The organism is Chryseobacterium sp. T16E-39 (genome assembly GCF_002216065.1).
Classification (GTDB): domain Bacteria; phylum Bacteroidota; class Bacteroidia; order Flavobacteriales; family Weeksellaceae; genus Chryseobacterium.
Window position 1 is genome coordinate 3,240,961 of sequence record NZ_CP022282.1, and the last position, 25,798, is coordinate 3,266,758.

27 protein-coding genes and 2 tRNA genes are annotated in these 25,798 nt (G+C 34.4%); 20 read left to right on the top strand and 9 right to left on the bottom strand.

The genetic code is table 11. The features are described 5' to 3' along the window. Positions 1-42 precede the first annotated feature (42 nt). From CEY12_RS14615 to CEY12_RS14650, 8 genes are all read left to right on the top strand, one after another. Complete coding sequence (locus tag CEY12_RS14615) at positions 43-2,286, top strand: TonB-dependent receptor (RefSeq protein WP_089028383.1); 2,244 nt, start codon at positions 43-45, stop codon at positions 2,284-2,286. Between the two features lie 93 nt (positions 2,287-2,379). Next, positions 2,380-3,030 (top strand): hypothetical protein, encoded by a 651-nt coding sequence (locus CEY12_RS14620; protein WP_089028384.1) that lies wholly within the window; start codon positions 2,380-2,382, stop codon positions 3,028-3,030. Between the two features lie 140 nt (positions 3,031-3,170). Continuing rightward, entirely contained in the window at positions 3,171-4,505 is a 1,335-nt protein-coding gene (locus tag CEY12_RS14625; RefSeq protein ID WP_089028385.1) for a 2TM domain-containing protein, read from the top strand. Next, positions 4,489-4,788: a 2TM domain-containing protein gene (locus CEY12_RS14630; protein ID WP_089028386.1), complete on the top strand. Its 300-nt coding sequence runs from the start codon at positions 4,489-4,491 to the stop codon at positions 4,786-4,788. The genes CEY12_RS14625 and CEY12_RS14630 overlap by 17 nt, the downstream gene beginning before the upstream one ends. Positions 4,789-4,936: 148 nt before the next feature. After that, positions 4,937-5,500, top strand: coding sequence for a methyltransferase family protein (locus CEY12_RS14635; RefSeq protein WP_089028387.1), 564 nt, complete (start codon positions 4,937-4,939; stop codon positions 5,498-5,500). A 185-nt stretch (positions 5,501-5,685) separates the two neighbouring features. Beyond that, the gene (locus CEY12_RS14640; protein ID WP_089028388.1) at positions 5,686-5,985 is read left to right on the top strand and encodes a 2TM domain-containing protein; all 300 of its coding nucleotides are present in this window, start codon (positions 5,686-5,688) and stop codon (positions 5,983-5,985) included. Beyond that, the gene (locus CEY12_RS14645; RefSeq protein ID WP_089028389.1) at positions 5,969-6,265 is read left to right on the top strand and encodes a 2TM domain-containing protein; all 297 of its coding nucleotides are present in this window, start codon (positions 5,969-5,971) and stop codon (positions 6,263-6,265) included. Before CEY12_RS14640 ends, CEY12_RS14645 begins: the two co-directional genes overlap by 17 nt. 64 nt (positions 6,266-6,329) lie before the next feature. Continuing rightward, positions 6,330-7,073: a LytR/AlgR family response regulator transcription factor gene (locus tag CEY12_RS14650; RefSeq protein ID WP_089028390.1), complete on the top strand. Its 744-nt coding sequence runs from the start codon at positions 6,330-6,332 to the stop codon at positions 7,071-7,073. Between the two features lie 63 nt (positions 7,074-7,136). Here the strand turns inward: CEY12_RS14650 and CEY12_RS14655 are convergent, their stop codons facing one another. Then, positions 7,137-8,033 (bottom strand): hypothetical protein, encoded by an 897-nt coding sequence (locus tag CEY12_RS14655; protein ID WP_089028391.1) that lies wholly within the window; start codon positions 8,031-8,033, stop codon positions 7,137-7,139. A gap of 100 nt (positions 8,034-8,133) precedes the next feature. On the opposite strand from CEY12_RS14655, the gene CEY12_RS14660 reads away from it, so the two are divergent. From CEY12_RS14660 to CEY12_RS14670, 3 genes are read left to right on the top strand one after another with little or no spacing between them, the layout of a single operon-like run. Then, entirely contained in the window at positions 8,134-8,868 is a 735-nt protein-coding gene (locus CEY12_RS14660; RefSeq protein ID WP_089028392.1) for a glycine-rich domain-containing protein, read from the top strand. A gap of 11 nt (positions 8,869-8,879) precedes the next feature. Then, on the top strand, positions 8,880-9,251 hold the full coding sequence (locus CEY12_RS14665) for a hypothetical protein (RefSeq protein WP_089028393.1): 372 nt from the start codon (positions 8,880-8,882) through the stop codon (positions 9,249-9,251). Positions 9,252-9,255: 4 nt separating this feature from the next. Beyond that, positions 9,256-10,047 (top strand): hypothetical protein, encoded by a 792-nt coding sequence (locus CEY12_RS14670; RefSeq protein ID WP_157676829.1) that lies wholly within the window; start codon positions 9,256-9,258, stop codon positions 10,045-10,047. A gap of 83 nt (positions 10,048-10,130) precedes the next feature. Here the strand turns inward: CEY12_RS14670 and CEY12_RS14675 are convergent, their stop codons facing one another. Together CEY12_RS14675 and mnmA are read right to left on the bottom strand one after the other, a co-directional pair. Continuing rightward, on the bottom strand, positions 10,131-10,328 hold the full coding sequence (locus tag CEY12_RS14675) for a hypothetical protein (RefSeq protein WP_089028395.1): 198 nt from the start codon (positions 10,326-10,328) through the stop codon (positions 10,131-10,133). Positions 10,329-10,402: 74 nt separating this feature from the next. Next, on the bottom strand, positions 10,403-11,590 hold the full coding sequence (gene mnmA / locus CEY12_RS14680) for a tRNA 2-thiouridine(34) synthase MnmA (protein WP_089028396.1): 1,188 nt from the start codon (positions 11,588-11,590) through the stop codon (positions 10,403-10,405). Between the two features lie 193 nt (positions 11,591-11,783). Here mnmA and CEY12_RS14685 point away from each other — a divergent pair, with 193 nt between their 5' ends. Further along, the gene (locus CEY12_RS14685; RefSeq protein ID WP_089028397.1) at positions 11,784-12,314 is read left to right on the top strand and encodes a hypothetical protein; all 531 of its coding nucleotides are present in this window, start codon (positions 11,784-11,786) and stop codon (positions 12,312-12,314) included. A 96-nt stretch (positions 12,315-12,410) separates the two neighbouring features. Here the strand turns inward: CEY12_RS14685 and CEY12_RS14690 are convergent, their stop codons facing one another. Further along, positions 12,411-14,942: an ATP-dependent Clp protease ATP-binding subunit gene (locus CEY12_RS14690; protein WP_089028398.1), complete on the bottom strand. Its 2,532-nt coding sequence runs from the start codon at positions 14,940-14,942 to the stop codon at positions 12,411-12,413. A 154-nt stretch (positions 14,943-15,096) separates the two neighbouring features. Between CEY12_RS14690 and CEY12_RS14695 the strand changes: the two genes are divergently transcribed. From CEY12_RS14695 to CEY12_RS14715, 5 genes are read left to right on the top strand one after another with little or no spacing between them, the layout of a single operon-like run. Then, positions 15,097-15,321 (top strand): uroporphyrinogen decarboxylase, encoded by a 225-nt coding sequence (locus CEY12_RS14695; protein ID WP_089028399.1) that lies wholly within the window; start codon positions 15,097-15,099, stop codon positions 15,319-15,321. Further along, complete coding sequence (locus CEY12_RS14700) at positions 15,321-16,415, top strand: glycosyltransferase (RefSeq protein WP_089028400.1); 1,095 nt, start codon at positions 15,321-15,323, stop codon at positions 16,413-16,415. Before CEY12_RS14695 ends, CEY12_RS14700 begins: the two co-directional genes overlap by 1 nt. A 45-nt stretch (positions 16,416-16,460) precedes the next feature. After that, entirely contained in the window at positions 16,461-16,880 is a 420-nt protein-coding gene (locus CEY12_RS14705) for a SufE family protein (RefSeq protein WP_089028401.1), read from the top strand. A 2-nt stretch (positions 16,881-16,882) separates the two neighbouring features. Beyond that, positions 16,883-17,848: a glycosyltransferase family 9 protein gene (locus CEY12_RS14710; protein ID WP_228409704.1), complete on the top strand. Its 966-nt coding sequence runs from the start codon at positions 16,883-16,885 to the stop codon at positions 17,846-17,848. 3 nt (positions 17,849-17,851) lie between these two features. Then, the gene (locus CEY12_RS14715; RefSeq protein ID WP_089028403.1) at positions 17,852-18,757 is read left to right on the top strand and encodes a glycosyltransferase; all 906 of its coding nucleotides are present in this window, start codon (positions 17,852-17,854) and stop codon (positions 18,755-18,757) included. Between the two features lie 263 nt (positions 18,758-19,020). On the opposite strand, the gene CEY12_RS14720 is transcribed toward CEY12_RS14715, so the two are convergent. The 5 genes from CEY12_RS14720 to CEY12_RS14740 form a co-directional block, all read right to left on the bottom strand. Continuing rightward, positions 19,021-19,479, bottom strand: a complete 459-nt coding sequence (locus CEY12_RS14720) for a hypothetical protein (RefSeq protein WP_157676830.1) — start codon at positions 19,477-19,479, stop codon at positions 19,021-19,023. A gap of 12 nt (positions 19,480-19,491) precedes the next feature. After that, complete coding sequence (locus CEY12_RS14725) at positions 19,492-20,889, bottom strand: hypothetical protein (RefSeq protein ID WP_089028405.1); 1,398 nt, start codon at positions 20,887-20,889, stop codon at positions 19,492-19,494. A 288-nt stretch (positions 20,890-21,177) separates the two neighbouring features. Then, positions 21,178-21,252, bottom strand: a tRNA-Val gene (locus CEY12_RS14730). Positions 21,253-21,287: 35 nt separating this feature from the next. Further along, a tRNA-Val gene (locus CEY12_RS14735) sits at positions 21,288-21,362 on the bottom strand. A gap of 40 nt (positions 21,363-21,402) precedes the next feature. Continuing rightward, positions 21,403-22,647 (bottom strand): bifunctional folylpolyglutamate synthase/dihydrofolate synthase, encoded by a 1,245-nt coding sequence (locus CEY12_RS14740; RefSeq protein WP_089028406.1) that lies wholly within the window; start codon positions 22,645-22,647, stop codon positions 21,403-21,405. A 97-nt stretch (positions 22,648-22,744) separates the two neighbouring features. Here CEY12_RS14740 and CEY12_RS14745 point away from each other — a divergent pair, with 97 nt between their 5' ends. The 3 genes from CEY12_RS14745 to CEY12_RS14755 are packed head-to-tail and all read left to right on the top strand — an operon-like array spanning position 22,745 to position 25,762. Next, positions 22,745-24,085, top strand: a complete 1,341-nt coding sequence (locus tag CEY12_RS14745; RefSeq protein ID WP_089028407.1) for a TolC family protein — start codon at positions 22,745-22,747, stop codon at positions 24,083-24,085. A 1-nt stretch (position 24,086) separates the two neighbouring features. Next, positions 24,087-24,677 (top strand): SprT-like domain-containing protein, encoded by a 591-nt coding sequence (locus CEY12_RS14750; protein WP_089028408.1) that lies wholly within the window; start codon positions 24,087-24,089, stop codon positions 24,675-24,677. 2 nt (positions 24,678-24,679) lie between these two features. After that, positions 24,680-25,762, top strand: a complete 1,083-nt coding sequence (locus CEY12_RS14755) for a mannose-1-phosphate guanylyltransferase (RefSeq protein WP_228409705.1) — start codon at positions 24,680-24,682, stop codon at positions 25,760-25,762. Positions 25,763-25,798: the final 36 nt, after the last annotated feature.

Here is a 25,798-nt window from a genome sequence, read left to right on the forward strand (position 1 = left end):
AAGGTATCTTCTATAGTATTTTTGATCCGAAAATTAATAACAATGAAAACTCAAAAACAAAAACTATTATTTCTCTTTGCTTTTCTCTCGTTTCTACTGAGTGTTGCTCAAGTTAAGATTACTGGAAAAGTAACTTATAGAAATAAAGGGGTTGGGGAAATCAACGTCACTTTAAAGGGAACCTACGATGGAGCAACGACGGATGCAGGAGGTAAATTCTCTTTTGAGACGACAGAAAAAGGAAACCAGACCCTTACTTTTACCCATCCAAAATACAACGATATTGAAAAATCAATTGTTATTGATAATCAAGATATTTCCGTAGATGCAGAGTTAAAAGAACAGATCAATGAAATTGATGCAGTGGTGATTTCTGCCGGTTCAATAGAAGCAAGCGACAAGAAAAGAGCGACAGCATTATTGACACCGATAGATGTTTATACAACGGCAGGTGCTGATGGGCAAATTTCATCTGCATTAACCTATCTTCCCGGTGTACAAAAAGTAGGAGAATCTGAAGGACTCTTTATTAGAGGCGGTACAGGAACGGAATCTAAGATCTTCATGGATGGAAGTCTCATCAACAACTATTTCTCGAGCTCAGTTCCCGGGATTGCGGGAAGAGACCGATTTAATACATCGCTTTTTAAAGGAAATGTTTTTTCAAGTGGTGGATATTCTGCATTATATGGGCAGGCTCTTTCCGGTGCATTAATGCTTGAAAGTGTCGATCTGCCAGATCAGAGTTCTTATGATTTTGGGATTTCACCGATCTTTTTGAGTGGTGGGTTTCAGAAATTGAGTGAGGATAAAAACCATTCCTACGGGGCAACTTTAGGATATTCTCTTTTAAGTCTTATGCAAAAGGTGCTTAATTTCAACACAGATTTTATAAATGCACCAGAGGGGCTTAACGGAGATGCTAATTTTAGAATTAAAACAAAATCCGGAGGGTTTTTCAAGTATTACGGAATGTACGATACCAATAAAATGGGAGTAAGAGCAGCAAGTTTGGAGCCGGGATCGGACTATGCACTGGTTAGAATCAATGGAAAAAATACCTATCACAATTTGTCTTTTAAACAGAAGTTCGGAAAGTATCTGTTGAATACAGGAGCTTCCTATTCGTATAACAGGTCTGATCTTAATTTTTCCGGGGAAACGAATGATATTGAATCTGCTAAAACCCAACTTTTAACCACAGGTAATTATATCAATTTTAAGGCTGTGTTAGAAAGGAAGATCAATAAAATAAGTGCAGTACGTGGAGGGTTTGAATTAAATAATACGGACGAAAAACTGAATTTTGAGGACGTAAAAAAACATTATCAGGATTTTATATCTTCTGTTTTTGCAGAAACGGATCTTGGGTTTAGCAACCAACTCTCAGCAAAGATAGGAGTAAGAGCAGAAAATTCTTCCTTTTTAAATAAAAGTAATATAGCTCCCCGCTTAGCATTAGCTTATCGTTTAGCTCAGAACTGGACGACTTCATTTGCCTATGGATTGTTTTATCAAAATCCTGAAAGTAAATATATTAATGGCCCGGCCAGCTTGGACTTTCAAAAATCACAGCACTATATTTTACAGTTGCAAAGAACATCTGAAGGGAGAAGCTTAAGATTGGAGGCTTTTTATAAAAAATATGACCAGCTGATAAAAGTGAAAAACATTGCTAATATTGATAGTCAAAATCAGCCCGTACAGACTGCAATTAATAACGATGGCTATGGATATGCAAAAGGATTGGAGCTATTTTGGAGAGATAAAAAAACATTTGAAAATATTGATTATTGGATCAGCTACTCGTTTTTGGATTCTAAAAGAGATTTTATGAATTATCCCGTTAGCTTAAAACCCAATTTTGCATCTGAACACACCCTTTCAGTAGTGGGCAAAAGATTTATTCCGGAATGGAAATTAGGCGTTAATCTTTCATATACCTATTCTAAGGGGCGTCCTTATTATGATATCGCCAGCAAGGATGTCAATGGAAATGTGGTGAACTTTACAAGGAATGAAGGGAGATTAAAAGATTATAATGCATTAAATTTAAGTTTTAATTATCTTCCAAATCTCGGAAAAAAAGATTCTAAAGTATTTACTGTTTTCGTATTAAGTGTATCCAATGTGCTGGGGACAAAAAATGTATATGGATATAATTTCTCACAAGATGGATCACGAAGTTCTGCTGTAGTTCCTCCGGTAAATACATTTGTTTTTGTTGGTGCATTTATCAGTTTTGGGGTCGATAAAACCCAGGATGCTATCAATAATAATTTATAACAAAATAAAAAGATTGTATGTTTAGTTTCATCAACATGAAAATGAAATCATACCTTTCAATAGAATAAAACAAACCCTAAAAATTAAAAAACAATGAAAAAGTACCTATTAAGTTTTGCTTTAGCTTTTATGAGCTTAACCGCTTTTGCTCAGGCTGATTATGAAAAAATAATGTCTGAAAAGATTGCAAAAATCGAAACCTGTAAAACAGTGGAAGATTTCCAGACTTTAGCGAATGATTTCCAGAGAATAGGAAGTAAGGAAAGCGGGAAATGGCTTCCAAGTTATTATGCTGCTTTTTCGTACATACAGAAGGGACGCGTAATGATGAGAGAAGGAAAAACACAGGATCTTGATGAGGTAGCCAATCAAGCTGACAAACATTTGGCAACTGCTCAGAATCTTGCGGGAGCAGATAATGCAGAGATCCATCTACTAAAAAAAATGGCGTATTCTTTAAGAATGATGGTGAATCCGCAGCAGCGATATATGACGGATGGGATGAAAGCAGCAGAAGAACTTCAGATAGCGGAGAAATTAGACCCTACAAACCCAAGAATAGCTTTGATCAAAGCAGAAGATATATACTTCACACCAGAACAGTACGGAGGAAGCAAAACTAAAGGAATTGAAATGTTTAAGAAGGCCGCAGATCAATACAATTCATACAAACCGAAATCTTCAATGGATCCAAATTGGGGAAAAGGAGAAGCCGAATATTTCATCAGCCAACCTGCAAAATAGCCGTAAAATATAATATTAATGAAGTCTTCCCAATCGGGAAGACTTTTATTTTGCCTTTCAGTAAAGGAAAATGACGATTCAGTGAAAAATAATTTTTGCTACATTTATTATCGACTAATTTTGGACCAAGAAATAAACTCATGAAACGCAAAAGCCTTATCGTTCTGCTTTGGGTATCCATAGGAACCGCACTATTTTTCTTTTTAGTTTTTACAAAAGAGAAAACAATAGAAAATTTCATGCTTTCCTTTCTGATTTCCGGTCTTTATTCCTTTGTCCTGGGAATAGGAAACGGTTTAATTAATGATTATTTAAATAAAAAGATTCCCTGGTCAGAAGCGACTACCAGAAGAGCGATTATAAGTGTAGTTTCGATCCTTGTTGCCAATATTATTTTAGTGTATGTATGTAATTACATTAATTTTGTGATTTTTCAAAGGGCATCAACATCACAAGAGTTCTTTTCAGGAAAATATAATTTTACCAATTGGTTTATGGTGAACATTGCCCTTCTTATTTCAGCTTTTCTGCATGCCAGAGGATTTATGGAAGAGCTTAAAAAGACCTCCAAAAAAGAAGTCGTAGAGCAGAAACTGATTGCAAAATCAGCTAATGCCCAGTTTGAAACACTTAAAAACCAATTGGATCCCCATTTTCTGTTCAATTCTTTAAATGTTCTTAGTTCTTTAATTGATGAGAATCCAAAACAGGCACAGAAGTTTACTTCTTCAATGTCAAAGATTTACAGGTATGTTTTAGAGCAGAAGGATAAAGAACTGGTGACGGTAGAAGATGAGATAGAATTTGCTAAAATTTATTGCGAATTACTGAAAACCAGGTTTGAAGACAGCGTGGATTTTATTTTTGACGTCCGGAAGGAAGATTATAGGCGATATGTGGTTCCTCTTTCTCTACAACTGCTGTTGGAGAATTGTATCAAACATAATTATGCAACTTCGTCAAAGCCTTTAATGATCAGGATATTTTCTGAAAATGATACGTTGTGTATAGAAAATAACCTGCAGATAAGAGAACAGATCAAAGAAAGTGCAGGTATTGGATTGGCTAATATTGTCCAGCGATATTCTCTCCTTACAAAGAGAAATGTTTTTATTGAAAAATCTGAAGATTATTTTAAAGTAAAACTTCCGGTTCTATCTGATAAACCAAATGATATCAGTATCAAACCTGAAGATCATGATAAAGCGTATAAGAGAGCACAGAAAAGAGTAAAAGAGATTAAAGGGTTTTATGCAAACCTGACTTCTTATTGTATTATTATTCCTTTTTTAATTTTTATTAACCTTTATACACAAAGCAATTACCTGTGGTTCTGGTGGCCCTTGTTAGGATGGGGAATAGGAGTTGCCTCTCATGCATTCCAGGTTTTTGGTATAGGTGAGCCATGGCAGGAAAAAAAGATTCAGGAGATTATGGATAAACAAAAAAAACAAGACAATGGAAACATTCGATGAAAATGATATTCGATATCAACAGGCTAAAAGGCAAGTAGAGCGATTAAGGGGTTTTTACGGACATTTATTCTCTTATATTGCTGTAAATATTTTGATTGCTTATTTTAATTACACCAATTTAAAGCCCGGAGAAAGTTATTTTGAGTTTAAAAATTTCTTTACCGCAACATTTTGGGGAATAGGGCTTCTGGCGCATGCATTATTTGTTTTTTTACCCAATATCAGTTTTGCAAAGAAATGGGAAGAAAAGAAAATTAAAGAATTTATGGATAAGAATAAATGAAAAAGCAAAATTGCCAATTTGCAAAATCGTAAAATTGCTAAAATGTGATATTCATTTATGATTCAGCAATTCGACAATTTTACAATTTTACGGTTTCACAATTAAGCTTTTCGGCTTTTTTGCCCTTTTACCAAAAAACGATAATACGATGAATTTACAAATACTATTCTACGCTTCAATGGGAGCTTGGTTATTGACTGAGATCATTTACAAGCAAAAGCTGAAATCTGCAGATAACGATCAGAAGAAAGACCAATCCACACTTAACCTACTCTGGGTTGTTATTATTCTGTCAATTGCTGGAGCTGTGACCACTTCAAATATGATTAGTTTTCCTATTAGTGATTCTGGCTGGATCTTTTATCTTGGTGAAGGTTTGATTCTTTTAGGAATCGTTTTTAGACTAATTATTATCAGATCTTTAGGGAAGTATTTCACAGTTGATGTTACCATAAAAGAAGATCATAAAATTAAAAAGGAAGGTTTCTACAGATACCTTAGACATCCATCTTATGCTTTTTCATTATTAACTTTTCTCGGACTAGGCTTATATTTAAATAATTGGCTTTCCCTGGTCATCGCATTTATTCCGCCTTTTTTAGCATTTAGTTACAGGATTAAAATAGAAGAGCAAGTTCTTATACAGCGATTTGGTGAAGAATACGTGCAGTATAGAAAAATCACAAAGAAATTGATCCCTTTTTTGTACTAAAAAGGGAAAACGGAAAAGACGAAAGTGTTACATTTCTTAGGTATAAATAAATCCTGATTTCAATGAAGTCGGGATTTTTGCAACTCAGAACCGAAATTCAACGGTTCAGTAAGATATAGTTGATTTGAAGATGTTTTTCAGCATACATTTGATTCAAGAAAATAAATAAATCAAAATTCAATAGTATGGAAACACTATCATTCAACAAAGAAAACCGCGCGTATGAAAAAGCGGCAAAGAGAGTAAAAGAACTTAAAGGATTTTATGGAAACCTTACATCTTATTGTTTAGTCATTCCCTTTTTATTCGTTTTAAACCTTTTAACATCACCTTATCATTTATGGTTTTACTGGCCAATGCTAGGCTGGGGGATCGGTCTCGTGGCTCATGGAATAAATGTTTTTGGAATTGGAAAAGACTGGGAAGAGAAGAAAATCAAAGAACTAATGGAAGCAGACAAAAGAAATCATGGAAAAATACTTTAATACCAATACGATGGATTACAATCAGGCATACGAACGAGTGAGAAAGCTGAAAAACTTTTACAAAAGCCTTTCTTGGTATGGTATAATAGCAGGAATCCTGTTTTTCAATGAGTATTTTGAACATGGAACAATAGATTTTTCATTTTATCATGGCTCAATACTTCTGTTAATCTGGGGAATTATTCTGGTTATAAAAGGGGTGAAGTTATTTGTATTTGACTCTTCCTGGGAGCAAAGAATTTTAGATAAAGAACTCAGAAAAAGCAAACCAAAATTATAAATCAAAATTGAATTCTTTTATCTACTTTTAATACCGCTATTTTAAAAACTAAAACTACTGTTCTATGATCAAAACTGTCATTATTGAAGATGAAAAGCCGGCTTCAAGGAAATTAGAAAGAATGCTCAGCATATTTCCTGACATTGAGGTTGTTGCGAAAATTGAATCAGTAGAAGAGGGAGTTGCCTGGTTTTCTGAAAATGAACATCCTCAGCTTATATTTTCGGATATTGTTTTAGGTGATGGATTATCTTTCGATATTTTTGAAAAGGTGCCTTCAAAAGGGTTTATTATTTATACGACAGCTTTTGACCAGTATACATTAAAGGCATTTAAATTAAATAGCATTGACTATTTATTAAAACCAATTTTGGACGAAGATCTAGCGGGCGCGATAGAGAAATTCAAATCATTTCTTCCTTCTGACAATTCGGTGAGTGGACAGGATATTAAGCAACTAATCAAAAAGGATAAATCCACTCTCTCCAGGATTTTGGTTAAGATAGGATATAATCTGAAAATCATTCAAACTCAGGAGATAAGCTGTTTTTTCAGTGAGAATAAAATTGTTTATCTTCAAACTAAAGACAGAACATATCCTTCAGATTTTACATTGGATGATCTGGAGGAGACTTTAGAAGGTAAAAAATTCTTCCGGGTGAACAGGCAATTTATAATCAATTCAGATTATATTAACAACATTCACACTTCACCTAATTATAAGGTAGAATTGGAATTTCAGCCCAGTGAAGAAATTACAGTAAGCAGGGATCGGGTTAAAGATTTTAAAGATTGGCTTGTGGGTTAATTAGGAATCAGAAAAATCTTCTTCTGTTAGCTTTCATCCCTCAACTTTCCATTCTCAACTCATCTATTTGTAATCTATCCTGTTAGCCTCTGTATCTTCAAGCTGTTTAACGATAGAGATTGGGATTTCGTCACTATCAATTGGGAAGCTGATAGAATCGGGAAGAAAGTTTTTACGATCTGCCTTTTGGAAAATTTCGAATAGAGCAATAGGCTCTTGATTAAAACTAATACATGTACTTATAAAATGCAATTCATGGAGTTTGTATTCTGGATTTTTAAGCTTTTCGTTGATATCTTTTATCCTTGATATAAAGTGTCTTTGCCGTATAAAAGTATTGCTGTTCATGATGATGAATACATAATCTGAATATGCCGTTACTTTTCCGAAGTATTTATGGTGATCACCCCCACTTCTTTCAATGAAATATTCCCCAGATGTTTCAGATTTGTATATTTCCATGGCAGAGCGCCAAATCCGTTCCTCTTTTGCTTGTAAAGGAGTATCGGGTAAATTTCTGTTGTACGAATACCAACAACCGATAAGTTTATCCAGAAGGGTCGTATTCTGCTTTGCATTGTTCATATCGATCCGAAGATCATTGAAGTTAAATGCTTCCGTATTCGAATTAATGAAATCAATATAATTGGAGTATCCTAAAGCCCTTACGATGACGCTTAACTTTGCCAGATTGGGTTTACTGATACTGGCATTTTCATTTTGATAATATTTCTTTAACTTATTAATGATCAGATGTTCATACAGATAGTTTGAACCTAAAATATCTACTTTATTTTTAATGTGATTGGCAGTTTCAGAGCTTACTATCAGTTCGTTAAGTTCGTCAACAATATAAGACCATTCTGTTTTGGTAATATCTTCCCAACTTCCTTTTTTTAGAAAGTAAAGACCTAAATAATTCATTAATTTCTCAAGATGTAAAATATCTTCTTTTTTCATAAGACTAATTTAAGATTTTTTTAAAACCAAATGAGACTCTCATAAGACTTTTATATTTTATAATCAATGCATATTTGAGTAGAAATAAAAAGTTGAAACAATGGAAACAAAAATGATCATAAAGAATGATGCTCTGTGGAACAGAATTCAGGATTTTTCTTTAGATGTTCCAGATATTAATTTTCCTTTCTCTAAAAAACTCGCTAAAGAGGAAAACTGGACCTTGGACTTTACTCAAAAAGCAATAGAAGAATATAAAAAGTTTGTTTATCTCTGCTGCATTCTTCCCAATGGAGCTTCTCCAAGTGAAACCATAGATAAAGTATGGCATATGCACCTGATCTATACTCAAAATTACTGGGAGGAATTTTGCCCCGATATTCTCAAAAGAAAACTGCACCATCACCCATCTAAAGGAGGGATAACAGAAAAAAATAAGCATGTTAGTTGGTTTTCAGATACTTTGAAGTATTATAAAGAAGTCTTTCAGCAAGAAGCACCTGTAGAAATCTGGCAGAATTCCAAGCCGAAAAATATTCTATTTAGAGGTTGGGGAAAAAAAATAAAACTAATCTCACTGTTTATGATTCTTTTGATGCTCTCATCGTGTTTAGGTAATGTTTTAGACACTTTGGTCATCCTGTTTATAGCGATTCTCGGAATCATAATTTTTGGATCTATTATCTCTTTATTTGAGGATCCTGACCATAAAGGATCCGGAGATAAAGCTGATGGAGGAGGTACCGGAGGTTCCGGTTGCAGTAGTGGAAGCAGTTGTGGAGGAGGCTGCGGTGGATGTGGTGGATGTGGAGGTTGCGGGGGTTGCGGGGGTTAAAATAAATACTTATGAAAAAGATAATATTATATGGAGTTTCACTGATCATAAGTATGATGTGGCTCATTCTTAATCATCAGACTATTGATCCGTTTTCCTTGAAAGGTCCGGAATTCTTAAAATTCTATTTGATTTTTTTATTTGGGTTTTATACTTCTGTAATAATCATGAAATATTTTAAAGAACAAAGATCAAACACAACAATCTTCTTTATGATTTTCATTCTGGCAATTGGAATTATAAAACTGATAAAAGGGCTTATTCTTGGAAAACCCGTTGGATATCTCGTAATACTGTTGGGTATAGAATTCATTGTAATTTTATGTCAGTCTACTTTAAAATCCGGTGAGAACGGTAAAATGTCTAATCGGATCAAAAAATAATATCATGATCAGAAGATTTACAGAAAGAGAGAAAAATATTTTGTACAAGAATATACCATTACAAAAGCAAGGGAATGGAGTGGGCTGGGAAGCGATTCTCTTTATTGTTTTGAATATGTTGCTTATTATATTTGGATTTAAACTGCTCATTTTTGATTATAATCCTTTTTTTGAAGATGCAGAGGATACGGTTGGATCATTCATTTACTTCATGATCACTTTTATAGCGATTGGATTTTTTTCTTTTGTAGGAGTTGCCCTCTTATTTAATCTTATAAAAAATATATTGGTTTACCCCAAATATGGAAAATATGCGGTGGAAAAAAGTATTGAAACAGAGAAGATAAATATTCTTCAGGGAAATGAGGATGAAGATTGTATAGTAGAGATTTTCAGTACCCACAGAAGAAAAATAGAAATAAAAGTATATCTGAAGATTGCTGTAGAATTGTCTTCAAAAACAAATTTCTTAGAAAGAATTGAAGGATACAGGGTTTCAGGGTCTGAAAAAATTGATATCCCTATCTATAAAATTTTGGAAATTACGGATAATCAGCTTTTTTGGCCAATGGGTAGCATAAGAATATCTGATTTTTCTACAGGAGTAAGATTGGATTCCAGCCAGGAGATAAATTCCTTCAATGATTTTCTGAAGACAAAATACAAGCTGGTTTATAGTAAAAAAAGCAATGAATTGTTGTTTATCAATTTTTATGGAGAGGATGTCGAAAAGAAAATAGATATTCTTATAAGGGACGTTGAAAGTAAGATCATTTATTTTTCAGCTCAGGAATAACTTTAGATCAGTTTAATTTTCAATTTATAAATCAACTATTTACAAAAAAAAGAGTTCTGAAATATTTCAGAACTCTTGTGAGTTTATTTATCTTTTGTCTGCTTATAACCATATTCCCGACACATAAACAAAGTAATTGCCAATAGAATAATGCTGAGTATCAGATGTGATTTATCAGGATGTACAATTGCCTGATAAAGATTGTATCCGAAAACAAACGAAACCAAAAATATTAAAATTTGGTTGGTTTTGGCATATTGATTTTTCAAAGAAGTTTTCATAATTAATGATTTTTGTTGTTATTTACAAAGTAAGTATCACTTTTGAAAATAGGTTACAAAAATCATTTTTTTAATTATGCAATAACTCCGCTTCCTAAAAGTTCATCATCAATATACCACGACGCAAATTGTCCTTCTGCAATCGCAGATTGAGGTTCTTCAAACTCCATATAAAAAGCATTTTCAAACTGATAAATCGTTGCTTTCTGAAGAGCCTGTCTGTAACGGAATCTTGCCATCACTTCCATCGATTCACCATTGGCAAGTCTTAGATCTTCACGAACCCAGTGAAGTTCGGAATTATCCACTTTTAAAGCTTTTTTATGTAATCCCGGAAAACTGTGACCTTCTCCAACGAAGATTATGTTGTTTTCCATGTCTCTTGATACGATAAAACAACTTTCTTTGTGTCCTCCGATTCCTAACCCCTTGCTTTGTCCGATCGTGAAAAATTGAGCGCCCTGATGCTTTCCAATTACTTTTCCGTCAGATTTTTTATAATTGATCTTTTGAGATAAAAATTCCAATTCCTCTTCTTTTGAAGAAAACGCAGGTTTTTCTCCTGAAAATAATGGAGAATCGCTGAATATTTCTACAATTTCACCTTCATTTGGTTTTAATTGCTGCTGTAAAAATTGAGGAAGACTTACTTTCCCGATAAAACATAGACCCTGAGAGTCTTTTTTATCTGCTGTAACCAGACCGATTTCTTTTGCAATCTCTCTTACCTCAGGCTTCGTTAGCTCACCAATCGGAAATAACGCTTTAGATAATTGATCCTGATTCAGCTGACATAAAAAATAGGACTGATCCTTATTGTTATCTTTTCCAGCTAGAAGATGGAAAATTTCTTTTCCGTTCTCATCAAAAGTTGAATGTACTCTTGCATAATGCCCTGTTGCAACCTTGTCGGCTCCCAAAGACATTGCTGTTTTCAGAAAAACATCAAATTTAACCTCTCTGTTACATAGAACATCAGGATTTGGGGTTCTTCCTTTTTGATATTCATCGAACATGTAATCAACAATACGTTCCTTGTAAAGTTCACTCATATCAATGACCTGAAATGGGATTCCAAGTTTTTGAGCAACCATTAATGCGTCATTACTGTCTTCTATCCACGGACACTCATCTTCCAGTGTTACTGAAGCATCATTCCAGTTTCTCATAAACAAAGCCACCACTTCGTGGCCCTGCTGCTGAAGCAAATATGCTGTAACGCTGGAATCTACACCTCCTGAGAGGCCTACTACTATTTTCATTGTATTTCAATTTTACGAAACTCTTAACGGGAGTTCTTAGTTTGACGCGGCAAAAATACGACTAAAAAATTCGGAAAAAAACCATAATTTTAAACATTGATAAAAACGATGTTAGTATAAGATCACGAAATTTTTGACCTCAGTGAATGAATATACTTTCGTATAGTCTTTAAAAACAATTAATTATCTGAATATGAAAAAAATAATTATTCCATTGATGCTGATGTTCTCAATATCAATATTTTCCCAGGTTTCAGTAGGAACTCCTTCTGTAGCAGAAACCAACAGATGGACTTTTGGTGGTGGGATTGGTTTAGGGTTTGGAAGTAATAGTGCATTCTCTCTTCAGGCGGCTCCAAGAGTAGGATACAGATTGACCGAAGATCTGGAAGGGGGAGTGGTAGGAAGTGTTTCCTGGCAGACATCCAATTATTACAGGTCAACAATGTTTGGAGTTGGTCCTTTTGTGAATTATTATTTTGCAAGATCATTTTATGTAGGAGCAAACCTTCAACATTATTTTATTAATTATCATGATAAGTTTTACGACTACAAAGATAATAGAGAAGAAACAGCGCTCTATCTTGGAGGAGGATATATGCAGAGGATTGGTGGAAATTCTTTTATGCAGTTAGGATTGATGTACAATGTTTTATGGAAAGAGAATTCAAGTATTTTCTCAAGTGGATTAGTTCCTAATATAGGATTTGTGGTTGGATTATAATAATCGATACGGATAAAACCAAATGGTTTTGGCTTATATATAAAAAGCATCGGAATATAGATATTCCGATGCTTTTATTTTAATAAAATTATTTATTTATTGAGAAGACTTTTCAGTCGTCTTTTTTGTCTTGTGAGGTTTTCCTGTTAACCCGTCTTTAGCTTCATTCACGTCAAGAACGATGGTCTCTCCTTCACTTAATTGTTTATTTACAAGCATTTCTGCTAATAAATCCTCAATGTATTTCTGGATGGCTCTTTTCAGTGGTCTTGCACCGAAATCTTTATCCCATCCTTTTTCAGAAATAAAGTCTTTAGCTGCATCAGTTAAATCAACTTTATATCCTAGTTTTTCAAGTCTGTTGTAAAGCTTGTTCAATTCAAGATCAATGATCTTCTTGATGTCAGTCTGCTCAAGAGAGTTGAAGATCACGATGTCATCAATTCTGTTCAGGAATTCAGGAGCAAATGCTTTTTTAAGGGCATTTTCAATCGTGCTTCTTGCTCTTGTATCTGAATTTGTTTTCTTAGCAGAAGTTCCAAATCCGACACCGTCTCCAAAGTCTTTAAGATCTCTGGTACCGATATTTGAAGTAAGGATAATGATCGTATTTCTGAAATCAATTTTTCTACCTAAACTATCAGTAACATGACCCTCATCCAGAATTTGTAATAAAATATTGAATACGTCAGGGTGAGCTTTTTCAATCTCATCTAAAAGAACCACAGCATAAGGTTTTCTTCTTACCGCTTCTGTTAACTGACCCCCTTCCTCATATCCAACATATCCCGGAGGCGCACCGACCAAACGAGATACTGCAAATTTCTCCATGTATTCACTCATGTCAATTCTGATCAAAGCTTCATCTGAATCGAAAAGCTCTCTTGCCATTACTTTTGCAAGTTCAGTTTTACCAACACCCGTAGTCCCCAGGAAAATAAACGTTCCGATCGGACGGTTTGGATCTTTAAGACCCGCTCTGTTTCTCTGAATAGCCTTAACAACTTTTCTTACAGCATCTTCCTGTCCAATTACTTTTCCGTTTAGATTGCTGTCCATCTGAGCTAATTTATCCAACTCATTTTTACCAACCTTGGTCACTGGAACACCACTCATCATAGAAACCACTTCGGCTACATTTTCTTCTGTAACGGTTTCTTTTTTCTCTTTTACATCTTTATCCCACTGATCCTGTGCTGCATTAAGCTCCATCTGAAGACGTTCTTCCTCATCTTTAAGCTTTCTTGCCTCAAGGTAATCCTGAGCTTTTACAGCTTTCTGCTTCATTTCTTTGATGTCCTCAATTTTCTTTTCGAAATCAATGATTTCTGTTGGGACTTTCATGTTTTTAATATAAACACGGGAACCTGCTTCGTCCATTGCATCAATTGCTTTGTCCGGTAAGAAACGGTCTGTAATATATCTTGATGTCAAATTCACACAAGCTAATATAGCTTCTGGTGTATAAACAACATTGTGATGCTCTTCATACTTATCTTTGATCTGATTTAAAATCTGAATGGTTTCATCAATATTGGTTGGTTCCACCATTACTTTCTGGAACCTTCTTTCCAATGCTCCGTCTTTTTCAATATACTGACGGTATTCATCTAAAGTTGTTGCTCCGATGCATTGAATCTCGCCTCTTGCTAATGCTGGTTTGAACATATTGGATGCATCCAAGCTTCCAGTAGAGCTTCCCGCACCTACAATAGTGTGTAACTCATCGATGAATAAGATGACGTCGCGGTTTTTTTCAAGTTCAGTCATGATCGCCTTCATTCTCTCCTCAAACTGACCACGGTATTTTGTTCCTGCAACTAAACTTGCAAGATCCAAAGTGATCACTCTTTTTCCGAAAAGAACTCTTGACACCTTTTTCTGTTGAATTCTTAAAGCCAGCCCTTCTGCGATGGCAGATTTACCAACTCCAGGTTCTCCGATAAGAAGTGGATTGTTTTTCTTTCTACGAGAAAGGATTTGAGACACACGCTCAATTTCTTTCTCACGGCCGATTACAGGATCCAATTTCCCATCTCTTGCCAAAGAGGTAAGGTCTCTACCAAAGTTATCCAATGTAGGAGTTTTGCTCTTCGCGGCACCTAAGTTGCCGGCAGGCTTTCTCATTTGCTCAAATTCCTCTCTTTCGTCGTCATCGTCATATGCACTCATTTGAGGTGACTGGCCAGAGTTTTTAAGCATGGTTTGATATTCTCTTGAAACTCCTTCATAGTCAATATCGTAAGCTCCTAATATATTTGAGGTTGGATCTTCATATTTATAAAGAATGCCTAAAAGTAAATGAACGGTATTAATTTCATTACTTTTGTATTGTCGACATTCTAATTCTGCACGTTTAACGGCATGATCTGCCATTTTAGTGAAGGAAATATTGGTTACCTCCTCAGAAATAGGATTAAGACTTGCTGTATTTAGAGTTTCAATTTTTCTTCTGATTTGTGTTAAATCGGCATTAAGGTTTTGAAGGATTTCTTTTGCAGAGTTTTCTGTTTTTATAATACCTAAAAGTAGATGTTCTGTATTAAGAAATTCACTTTTCAGCCTTTTAGCTTCATTTTTGCTCTGTTTGAACACCTGGCTCAAACCTTGTGAAAACTTATAATCCATAATATATCTCAATTAGAATAAAGATGGAAGTATCTTTTATTCATTATTCTAAATTACAAATATTTTACCAAAAATCAATTAATGACTTAATGGCAGAAAAAAGTTTTATTATCTTATTGAAAATGACTAAGTTTGTGTCCCTAAAATTTTTCTGATGAGTCCCGAAATTGCTACTTATGTTGGATATTCTGCTTCACTTTTTATAGTTTTAAGCTTTATATTAAAAGATGTAAGAAAAATTAGAATCGTTAATATGATAGGCTGTATTTGTTTTGTCATTTATGGTATATTTAGCGGAATGCTTTGGCCGGTGATTATCCCGAACGGATTGATCTGTTTTATACAGATTTACCATCTGATGGCTGGAAAGAAAAGCTAATGAGGAAAAAAATAATTACATCTGCTTTCAGTAACCTTTATACAGATCAACGAATAGAAAAGGTCTGTAAGACTTTGCATGAAAACGGCTATCAGATAGAGCTGATCGGCAATGATTGGGGAGGAGCCTCAGAAATGAAAAGACCTTATTCTTTTTCAAGGATCTCATTGATTTCTAAAAGTTTAAAGACCGCTTATTTTGAATTTAACTGGAAGCTGTATAAAGAGCTAAAGAATAAAGCGGATAAGCATACCATTCTCCATGCTAATGATATTGATGCTTTGCTTCCTAATTATCTTATCGCTAAAAAATTAAATATTCCTTTAATTTTTGACAGTCATGAAATTTTTTCCGAAATGCCGGCAATTCAGGGCAAAATGTCACAAAAAATGTGGCGCTACCTTGAAAAGAAGGTGCTTCCGAAATTAAAATTCATGATAACGGCTAGTGGAAGTTATGCACAATGGTTCAAAGAGAAGTATAATATTGATCCTGTTGTAGTTCAAAATTCACCAAGAAGAATGAGTTTTTCAATAGATATTCCTGAAAACAAGCCAAAAATATTTTTGTATCAGGGTGCAATCAATCCATTTCGGGGAATTGACAAAGCAATTTTGGCGATGCATCATCTCGACCATGTTATCTTTAAGATTGCAGGTGATGGTCCCAGAAGGAAAGAATATGAAGATTTGGTTGTAAAGGAAAGTTTGCAGCAGAAAGTTCAGTTTTTAGGGAAACTAATGCCAGAAGAATTAAGAAAAGTCACCCTTACAGCTGATGTTGGAATGAGTATAGAGGAAAATGGAGGAGACAGTTATCTATATTCTCTTCCTAACAAGGTCCTGGACTGCATCCAGGCAAGGGTTCCTTTAATTATGGCAGACCTTCCGGAGATGCAGAATATTAAAAGGCAATTTGATGTCGGAGAAATTATTAAAGATCACCAGCCCGGAAATATTGCAGAGGCAATCAATAAAGTTTTAAATAGGGGGAGAAAGAACTATCAGGACGAATTGGAAAAGGCATCAGAAGTACTTTGCTGGGAAAATGAAGAGGTAAAGCTATTGGAGGTTTTTCAAAAAGCATCTCAATAAATTATCTTCACAAAATTGGTATCTTTGCATAAAGATTGTTAAAAAATGACCATTAAAGAAAAACAGCAGGAAATAATTGACGAATTTGCATTTCTTGAGGATTGGGAGCAGAAGTACGAATATATTATTGATCTTGGGAAAGAATTAAAAGGACTTTCAGAAAGCAAAAAAAACGATGATAACCTAATTAAGGGTTGTCAGAGTAAGGTTTGGATTGATGCTGAATATAAAGATGGCAAGCTCTATTTTGATGCAGACTCTGATGGTATTTTGCCAAAAGGGATCGTTTCTTTACTGGTTAGCATTTATAGTGGACATTCTACGCAGGAAATCTTAGATTCAGATTTCCAGTTTATTTCTGAAATCGGATTACAGGAGTTTTTATCTCCTTCCAGAGCTAATGGTCTAATGGCAATGACTAAACAGATCAAGTTTTATGCAGTTGCCTATCAACTGAAATCATAATTGTGACAAGAATTCTAGCATATCGTTTTTCCGCTTTTGGTGATGTTGCGATGACAGCACCTGTTTTTCGTGAATTTCTTGAACAAAACCCAAATGTGGAGATCATAATGGTTTCCAGAAAAAATTTTGAAAGTCTGTTTTCTGATATCCCGAATATTATCTTTAAGGGAATTAATCTTGATGATTATAAAGGGTTTTTTGGTTTAAACAGATTGGCTAATCAACTCATAAAGGAGTTTAAACCTGATTATATTGCAAATTTACACGATGTAATCAGAACTAAGATCCTGGATAAGATCTATCGAAGAAAGGGATATACTGTATTTAAAATCGATAAAGGTAAAGAGGAAAAAGAAGCCCTTACCGACATTTGGAACCTTGATAAAACACAGCTAAAACGTACTGTTGAGCGTTATGCTGATGTATTCAGAGAGATGGGATTTAATATAACATTATCGAATCAGCTAAGGCCACTTACGAATCAAAAATCAGGGATAGGTTTTGCTCCTTTTGCACAGCATAAGGGAAAAATGCTTCCTCTGGATAAATCTTATGAGCTCGTAAAAATATTAGCTCAAAAAGAAAAAATATACTTTTTTGGGGGTGGAAAAAATGAGACTGAAACTCTTGAGAAATGGGAGCATGAAATTCCTAATACAAAAAGTCTGTCAGGTAAATTAAATCTTAAACAGGAATTAGACAAGATTGCAGAGTTGGAACTCATGATTTCCATGGATTCTGCAAATATGCATTTAGCAAGTCTTGTTGGGACAAGATGTGTTTCCATATGGGGATCTACACATCCTTATGCTGGATTTTTAGGGTTCGGGCAAAGTGAAAATGATGTGGTACAAATAAAGGACCTAACATGTAGGCCATGTTCCGTATTTGGAGATAAAGAATGCTTTAGGGGAGATTGGGCGTGTCTGGAAGAGTTGAATATTCAGAAAATCATTGAAAAAATCTGATTAATGAAGATTACCATCTGTATTCCTGTGTATAATTTCGATGTCAGGGAGCTGGTTTCTGATTTAAAAAAAGAGATTATAGCAAAGGATTTTAATGCAGAAATTATATTAATAGACGATCAATCGAAAGAAGAATTTAAACAAATCAATGAAGTTCTTCAGAAGCAGGTAGATCAATTCATCTATCTTGATAAAAATATAGGAAGATCCAAGATTCGGAATCTATTTCTTACTTATTCTAAAGGAGACTACTTACTTTTTCTTGATTGTGATGGCAAAGTGACGGATAATAACTTCGTTGGAAATTATATTCAATTTATTAATGAAAACCCAGGCACAAAAGTTATATATGGCGGCAGAGTGGTGTCAGAATCCAATCCGGATCGGGATCATTATCTGAGGTGGAAATTTGCCGTGGAGCGTGAAAACCTGCCGGTTTCAAGTCGACTGGAAAATCCCTATCTGAGTTTTCAGACCAATAATTTTATCATCGGAAAAGAGGTATTCCAAAAAATTTCTTTTAATTCTGAATTTCAGAAATATGGTTATGAAGACCTTTTATTTGCAATGGATCTGAAATCCAACAATATAAAGATTGACCATATTCATAACCCTATTCTTAATATTGATGTAGAAGACAATAGGCTTTATCTTGAAAAAGTAAAAGAATCAGTGGATAGCTTATCTAAGATGCTGGCTGATGAGGAACTCAATTCCAAGATGTCAGAGGTCAAGTTGGTAAAAGCGTTTAATATGATCTGCAGAATAGGGTTAAAAAGAGCATTTATTGTTCTTTTCAAGATAAATAAGCCTATGGTAGAAAAAAAACTTTTAAAGGGAAAGGGAAAGATTAATCTACGATATCTCGATTATTATAAGCTGGGATTGCTGTTGCAGAAAACAGAATAGGGGTGTTTTAAAACCCCATTTATAAAATATTTTCTTAAATCTCTTTACTTTGTAAGACACTTTTGATAAAAGTTGAAATAAAAAACCTTTACCAAAGCTGATAAAGGTCTTAAGTTATTAATAAAGTAAGGAGTTCTATTGTCTTGTAAATATCAAGTCTTTTGTTTCAGGTAGGTAAACTGCCTTATCTGTACTTGCAGGACAAGTAGCACTATCAATTAGAGAGTCATTTGCTTTATATACCCATGACAGCTGTGTTGCATTTATTTTTTTAATAATATCTTTCCCCAACCAATTCCACAATTAGTCCCTCCATAATATAGCAGTGCTAAATTTTGACTTGGGCTTGTTCCGAAACTATAAATTGTGTGAATAGTTTGAGTTGCAGGAATAGACATGTTTTTCGTGTCCTGTAAAATTTGACCACTTGCATTCTTGACAATGTATCTTATGGAAAGAACATCCTGAAAGTAATTTTTAGTTTGTAGATTAATAGGCTTTTTTAACTCTTTTGTTATAAATAAGTTAATTGTCTTACCTTCAAAATTTGCAGTAAAATTTCCCACGTAGCTATCAAGTTCATTATTCACATCTTTCAGATAAGAGTTAGCAATAATATCTTTCAAATTAGTATTTAGAGGTTGTATTTGTTGTGCTTTACAAGCAGTTATGTTTATAAATAATTCTAAGATTATTATAACTTTAAAAAATATTGTCTTCATAATTTTCATTTTTTATGGGCATGGGGTGGCTGTTGTAGTAGCACCACCACTGTTTAATGTTATGTTTTTCACTGCTCCATTGTCTTCAATTCTCTGCAAATTTACTTTTCCTTCCATTCCCATGCCTCTTAAAGTTTCAAAAAAAAGTTTCTCTAATCCTTGGGCATTTAGGTCAGCTCCTAAATAGTCAACATTTGACAAATCTAATGCCATCTGCCCCTCTAATATCTGAAATTCTGTTTTTAATTTATTGAGATCCCAGCTCGTGTTATATAAAAATTGTGATAACTCCTGTGAGGTGCCACTAAAGTTAATGATGTAATTGTAATATCTAATACCTCCAGGACAACTACTACATGATTCAGAACCAATCATTCCCATAAAACCATTTCCAATATTTCCATTAGGTTGTGCAATTGAAAAATCAAAAAGTTTAATAATATCTGGTGGGGAGAGCATTTTAATGCCATTTGGCGTATGATTGTGATAACCTCCTTGATACCCAGATGTATCTCCTAAATCCACTTCATGTGTGCCACCAAGGATTGTTGTACTCGTTGTTCCATCTGATTTTATTTTTACTCCAATTTCTCCACCTTTAGGAGCTTGAGTTTTTAGTTCCTTGATTTTTGCTTGTACTTTGGGATCTGATAATATACTTTTTGTTTTTTCGCAAGGATTTGCGTTGGGGCTATTATTAGGATTATCATCACTACCAGCAGTTCCTCCTGCGTCGGGATTATTGAGACAGTCTTCATAAGGGCCACACCCACCTGGAGGAATCCAACCACCACCTGGAGGCAAAGAACCACCACCTCCTCCACCACCTCCAATGGTGATTACAACAGGCTCTATGTCACATGATGGATATCCATCAAAGCCACATGGACCACCAGCAGCCTTATTTGAAGATTTATTTTTTGAATTGCTCTTTATATACTGAGCTCGAAATAACCCTAATATTACATTGTAATTATCAGCTTCTGGAGACATTTTTAGAAATTCTACCTGAGTACCATTCTCTTTTAAAACTGCAATAATAATTCCTTCTACTGTATAATTTTTTATTAGTGGGAACAGGGTATACTTTTCGTTATTCTTAGTTGTAATATCCTGAGATCTGATATTAAATTCGACATATTCATCAGCTATTTTTGATGAATTTTTCCAAACGTTTCTAATTGCTTTTAAAGTATGTTGAACCTTATTAATTTCATCATAACGTTCTAGTAAAGTTTTAAAGCCATTACCATAGTTAATTGTTTCTTTTTTTTTAGCTGAAAATACCTGAAACTTGTTTGAGAGTTTTTCTTGTTTATTGTTAAGAAAATCTTCTTCAGAACTACAGGAGTTCAACCACACAACTGATGCTGTCAAAAGCATTAGCCGAATAATTAAATTTTTCCTCATTTATTGTTTTTATTTTGCTAATATAAAAATATATTTTAATTCACAGTTTGGGGTTTTCCGTATTGTTTAATTTAGATTTTTACTACATCAAGCCTTTGTTTTATTTTCTATTATATTAAATAGTATTCATACTTAATTATATTAATAAGGGTTTGAGTGGATAACGTCAGTTTAAATTTATTTTGTGAATTTTTTAGAGAATAATTTACAGAGAGATCAAAAATCTATGTAAACTACTATGAATAGGACTAAAAAGAAAAATCTCTCAATTTCTTGAGAGATTTTCTGTGGGCCCTGAGGGATTCGAACCCCCGACCCTCTGGGTGTAAACCAGATGCTCTGAACCAACTGAGCTAAGAGCCCTGAAATTTTTTGAAAGGCTTCAGTTTCCTTTTTTGTGGGCCCTGAGGGATTCGAACCCCCGACCCTCTGGGTGTAAACCAGATGCTCTGAACCAACTGAGCTAAGAGCCCCACATTCGATTTCTCGTTTTGAGTGGTGCAAATATACGACTTATTCCTTTACTCGCAAATTTTTTTCTAAAAATTCTCCCACTACAAAGTTGCTTCCGCCTATAAAAATCATTTCTTCATTTGTACATTCTTGTTTTGCAGCTAAATACGCTTCCTGTACTGAATCGAAAATTTTATAAATTATTTTTGCATTCATCAGCAAATCCTCATAATCTTTTGGGTGTCTTCCTCTGTGGATCGAAGGTTTGGCAAAATAAAATGTAGAATTTTCAGGTAACAAATTCATTACTTCATCTATTTTTTTATCGTTCACAAATCCTAAAATAATATGCTTGCGACGATCGATAGAATTAAGCTGGGAAAAAACCTGTTCTAAGCCTGCTTGATTATGAGCCGTGTCACAAATTGTTAAAGGGTTTTGAGAAAACTCAAACCATCGTCCGATGAACCCGGTATTTTCGTGAACGTGGAGCAGTCCATTCTGGATATTTTTGTCAGAGATTTTAATATGTAATTTGATCAGCTCATCAGTTAGTCCCAAAACTACTCTGATATTCTTTTGTTGATAATTGCCTTTAAGGTCTGATTGTAAGTCTGATTGAAACAGAGAAGCATCTATAAATGGGGCATTATTCAGATTCGCTTTGTCACGGATAATTTTTTTAACAGCCTCATTTTCATCACCCGAAATAATAGTAACTCCCTCTTTGATTATGCCTGCTTTTTCACCTGCAATTTCTTCAACCGTATTTCCTAGTATATTTTGGTGGTCCAGTTGTACATTGGTAATGGCCGAAACTAAAGGCCTTATAATATTTGTAGAATCTAATCTTCCTCCCAGTCCGACCTCTATGATCGCAAAGTCTACCTGTTGCTGATAAAAATATTCAAAAGCCATGATGGTTGTAAATTCAAAGAAAGAAGGGAGAATGTCTTCCGGAAGCGTTTTCAACTTTTGAATAAAACTAAACACAAATTCTTTATCACAGTTTTTGCCATTTACTTTTATACGCTCCGTAAAGTCAATAAGATGTGGAGAATTGTATATTCCTACTTTATAACCGGCATCCTGAAGTATAGAAGCCAACATATTGCTTGTTGAACCTTTACCATTAGTTCCTCCAATATGGATGCATTTTATTTTTTCCTGAGGGTTGTCAAAAAATGAACAAAGCCTCGTTATATTGCCTAAACCAGGCTTATATGCCTTTTCTCCGTCGATCTGATAGTTGGGTGCCTGCACGAAAAGCCAGTCAACGGCTTCTTGATATTCTTTGGTTGTCATGATGCAAAATTCTCAAAAGTTTTATTAAAATGAAACATTAATTTTTAAATGTGTAACTTTTTTATCTTTGGGGCGTCTAATATTGTAAAATCTTAATATGAAAAAAGTTTGGATCATCGTTTTCGGATTAACTTGCCTGGGTATGAATGCTCAGAAAAAATGGTCCTTAAGAGAATGTGTAGATTATGCAGTAAAGCATAACCTTCAGGTTATCCAAAATGAATATTCTAAGCAAGTTCAGGATTCTAATCTAAAAATTGCAAAAAAAGGATATTTACCCTCTGTATCTGCCAGTGTTGGAAACACAGTCAGTTTTGGACAAGCTTCATTAGGAACTGGAAGTATTCGAAACGACAGGTTTAGTAATAATGGAAACCTGTCGGCAGATGTTTTAGTTTACAACAATGGACGACTTGAGAAAACAATTAGAAAATCGCAATTTGATGTTGAAGCAAGTCAGTATGATATTGAAACGATAAAAAATGATATTTCTTTACAGATCGCACAACAATATCTGACTACATTGTTGAAAAAGGAAATAATAAAAATATCACAAAGTGCTCTTAACAATGCTCAAAAACAGTATGACAGAGCAAAAATAACGACCCAGGTAGGTACAACTGCTGAGACTGTATTGGCAGAAGCACAGTCTGCTTTAGCCAGAGAAAAGCAAAACCTTAAAACGGCAGAGATTGATACAGGAAGAAGCTTATTTGCTCTTGCCCAACTTCTGCAATTACAGGATTATAAAGATTTTGATGTTGAGGATGTAAACGTATCTGATGAGCTTTCTCCACAATTGAAATCGGTAGATGATGTCTTAAGTACGGCGTATGATACTCAGCCACAAATAAAAGCAGCTGAGAGCAGAATTCGATCTGCCGAAGCTCAAACTGAGGTGTCTAAAACCGCTTTTTGGCCTACTGTAACAGCAAGTGCAGGAATAGGAAGTTTTTATAATAACTTACTTAACACGGATAATGTAGGAAATTCATTAGTTTACATTAAAGAACGTAATTTTTTCCAGCAATATAAAGACAACTTTGGTCAGCAGGCAGGATTATCTGTGAGTATTCCCATTTTCAATAAAGGAATTACAAAATTACAGGTAGAGCAATCCAGAATCAATGAAAGTGTCGCCAAAAATACATTGGAACAACAAAAACAGACTGTACGACAAAATGTACAGAAAGCACAGTTTGATGTAGAAGCAAACTATGAATCTTATATTGCTGCAGTAGAAGCAGCAAAAAGTACAAAGCTTTCGCTAGACTTTGCAGATAAAAGCTATACAGCAGGAAGAACGACTATTTTTGATCTGAACGTAGCCAGAAATAATTATGCTAATGCACAGGGCTCTGTAGCTCAGGCGAAATATAATTATCTTTTCAGTCTTAAATTATTGAATTTCTATGCCGGAATTCCATTAAGTTTGTAAAATGTCGATCCAATCATTAGAAAAATATTTACCACAGAATACACTTCAATATTTAAAAATCTGGTTTTCAGATTACTATATTCATATCAAAATTACACGAAATAGGAATTCGAAACTGGGAGATTACAGAAAACTCCCAGATCATTCCCATGAAATAACGATCAATTCGACACTCGCACCACAGCTTTTTTTCTTTGTGCTTACTCATGAATTGGCTCATCTTATTGCCTTTGAAAAATATGGAAGAAGAATTTCTCCCCATGGAAACGAATGGAAAGACACTTTCAGGCGAATGCTTCTGGAAAGTGTGGAGGTATATGAAGACGCTTTAAGACCTATCATCATAAAGTTTTCAAGGTCTCCAAAGGCTAACTTTATGGCAAGTCCGGATTTGGTAAAGTATTTTCATATTGAGAAACAAGATGATAAGCTTCAATTCATAGAAGAGCTAGAAAAGGGTGATTTCTTTATGTACAGAAACGAAAAGTATTTTTTAGAAGGTCTGATTAAAAAAAACTATCTTTGTAAGAACCTGGCTAGTGGAAGGAAGTATTCTTTTAAACCTCTGGCAAGGGTAGAAAAATGTAGTTAAATATGTCAAAATCAGATAAGTACTGTGTTATCATGGCTGGTGGAATTGGAAGCAGATTCTGGCCTATGAGTACTCAGAAATTTCCAAAGCAGTTTCAGGATATTTTAGGTGTTGGACGTACAATGATTCAACAGACATATGACCGAATCAGTAAAATTATCCCTAATGAAAATATATTCGTTATTACCAATAAGGAATATGTAAGCCTTTCTCATCAACAATTACCCGAGATTCCTGAACATAATATTGTCGGAGAACCGCTGATGAAAAATACAGCAGCCTGCAATCTTTATATGGCAAACAAAATTGCTGAAATTAATCCTGACGCGACAATTGTTGTTTTGCCCGCAGATCATCTTATATTAAAAGAAGAAACATTCCTTGAAAAAGTACAGCTTGCTTTTGATCTTGCATCAAAAAACGATTACCTTGTTACATTAGGAATTACGCCAACAAGACCAGATACAGGATATGGTTATATTCAATTTGTGGATAAAAAAGGAGCAGAATATTTTAAAGTTAAAACATTCACTGAAAAACCAATTTTGGAAATAGCCCAGAGTTTTCTGGAAAGTGGAGATTTTCTTTGGAATGCAGGGATTTTTATTTGGAGCGTTAAAAGCATTCATCGTGCTTTTGAAACACATCTTCCAGAAATGGCACAGCATTTTATGGCTTGCGAGTATAACTCCTCCAGTGAAGATAATTGTATAGAGCTTATTTATCCGAAGGTTCAGAAAATTTCTATAGATAATGGTATTCTGGAAAAGGCTAAAAATGTATATGTAGTGCCTTCTGATCTCGGATGGAGTGATTTAGGAACATGGACTTCTGTTTATGAAAATGCAGAAAAGGATGATAATGAAAATACAGTAAAATTAAAGTACCTTTTAGCTTACAACTCGAAAGGAAACATTGTTCGGATGAAAAGTAACAACAAAGCTGTTATTATAGACGGACTGGAAAATTACATTATTGTAGATACAGATAAAGCATTGCTTATTTGTCCGAGAGACAACGACCAGCTGATAAAAGACTATGTTCTGGATCTGAAAAATTTTAAAAAAGGAGAGAAATTTATGTAATTATCAATTCTCTTTTATTAACTTCCGAAATATGCT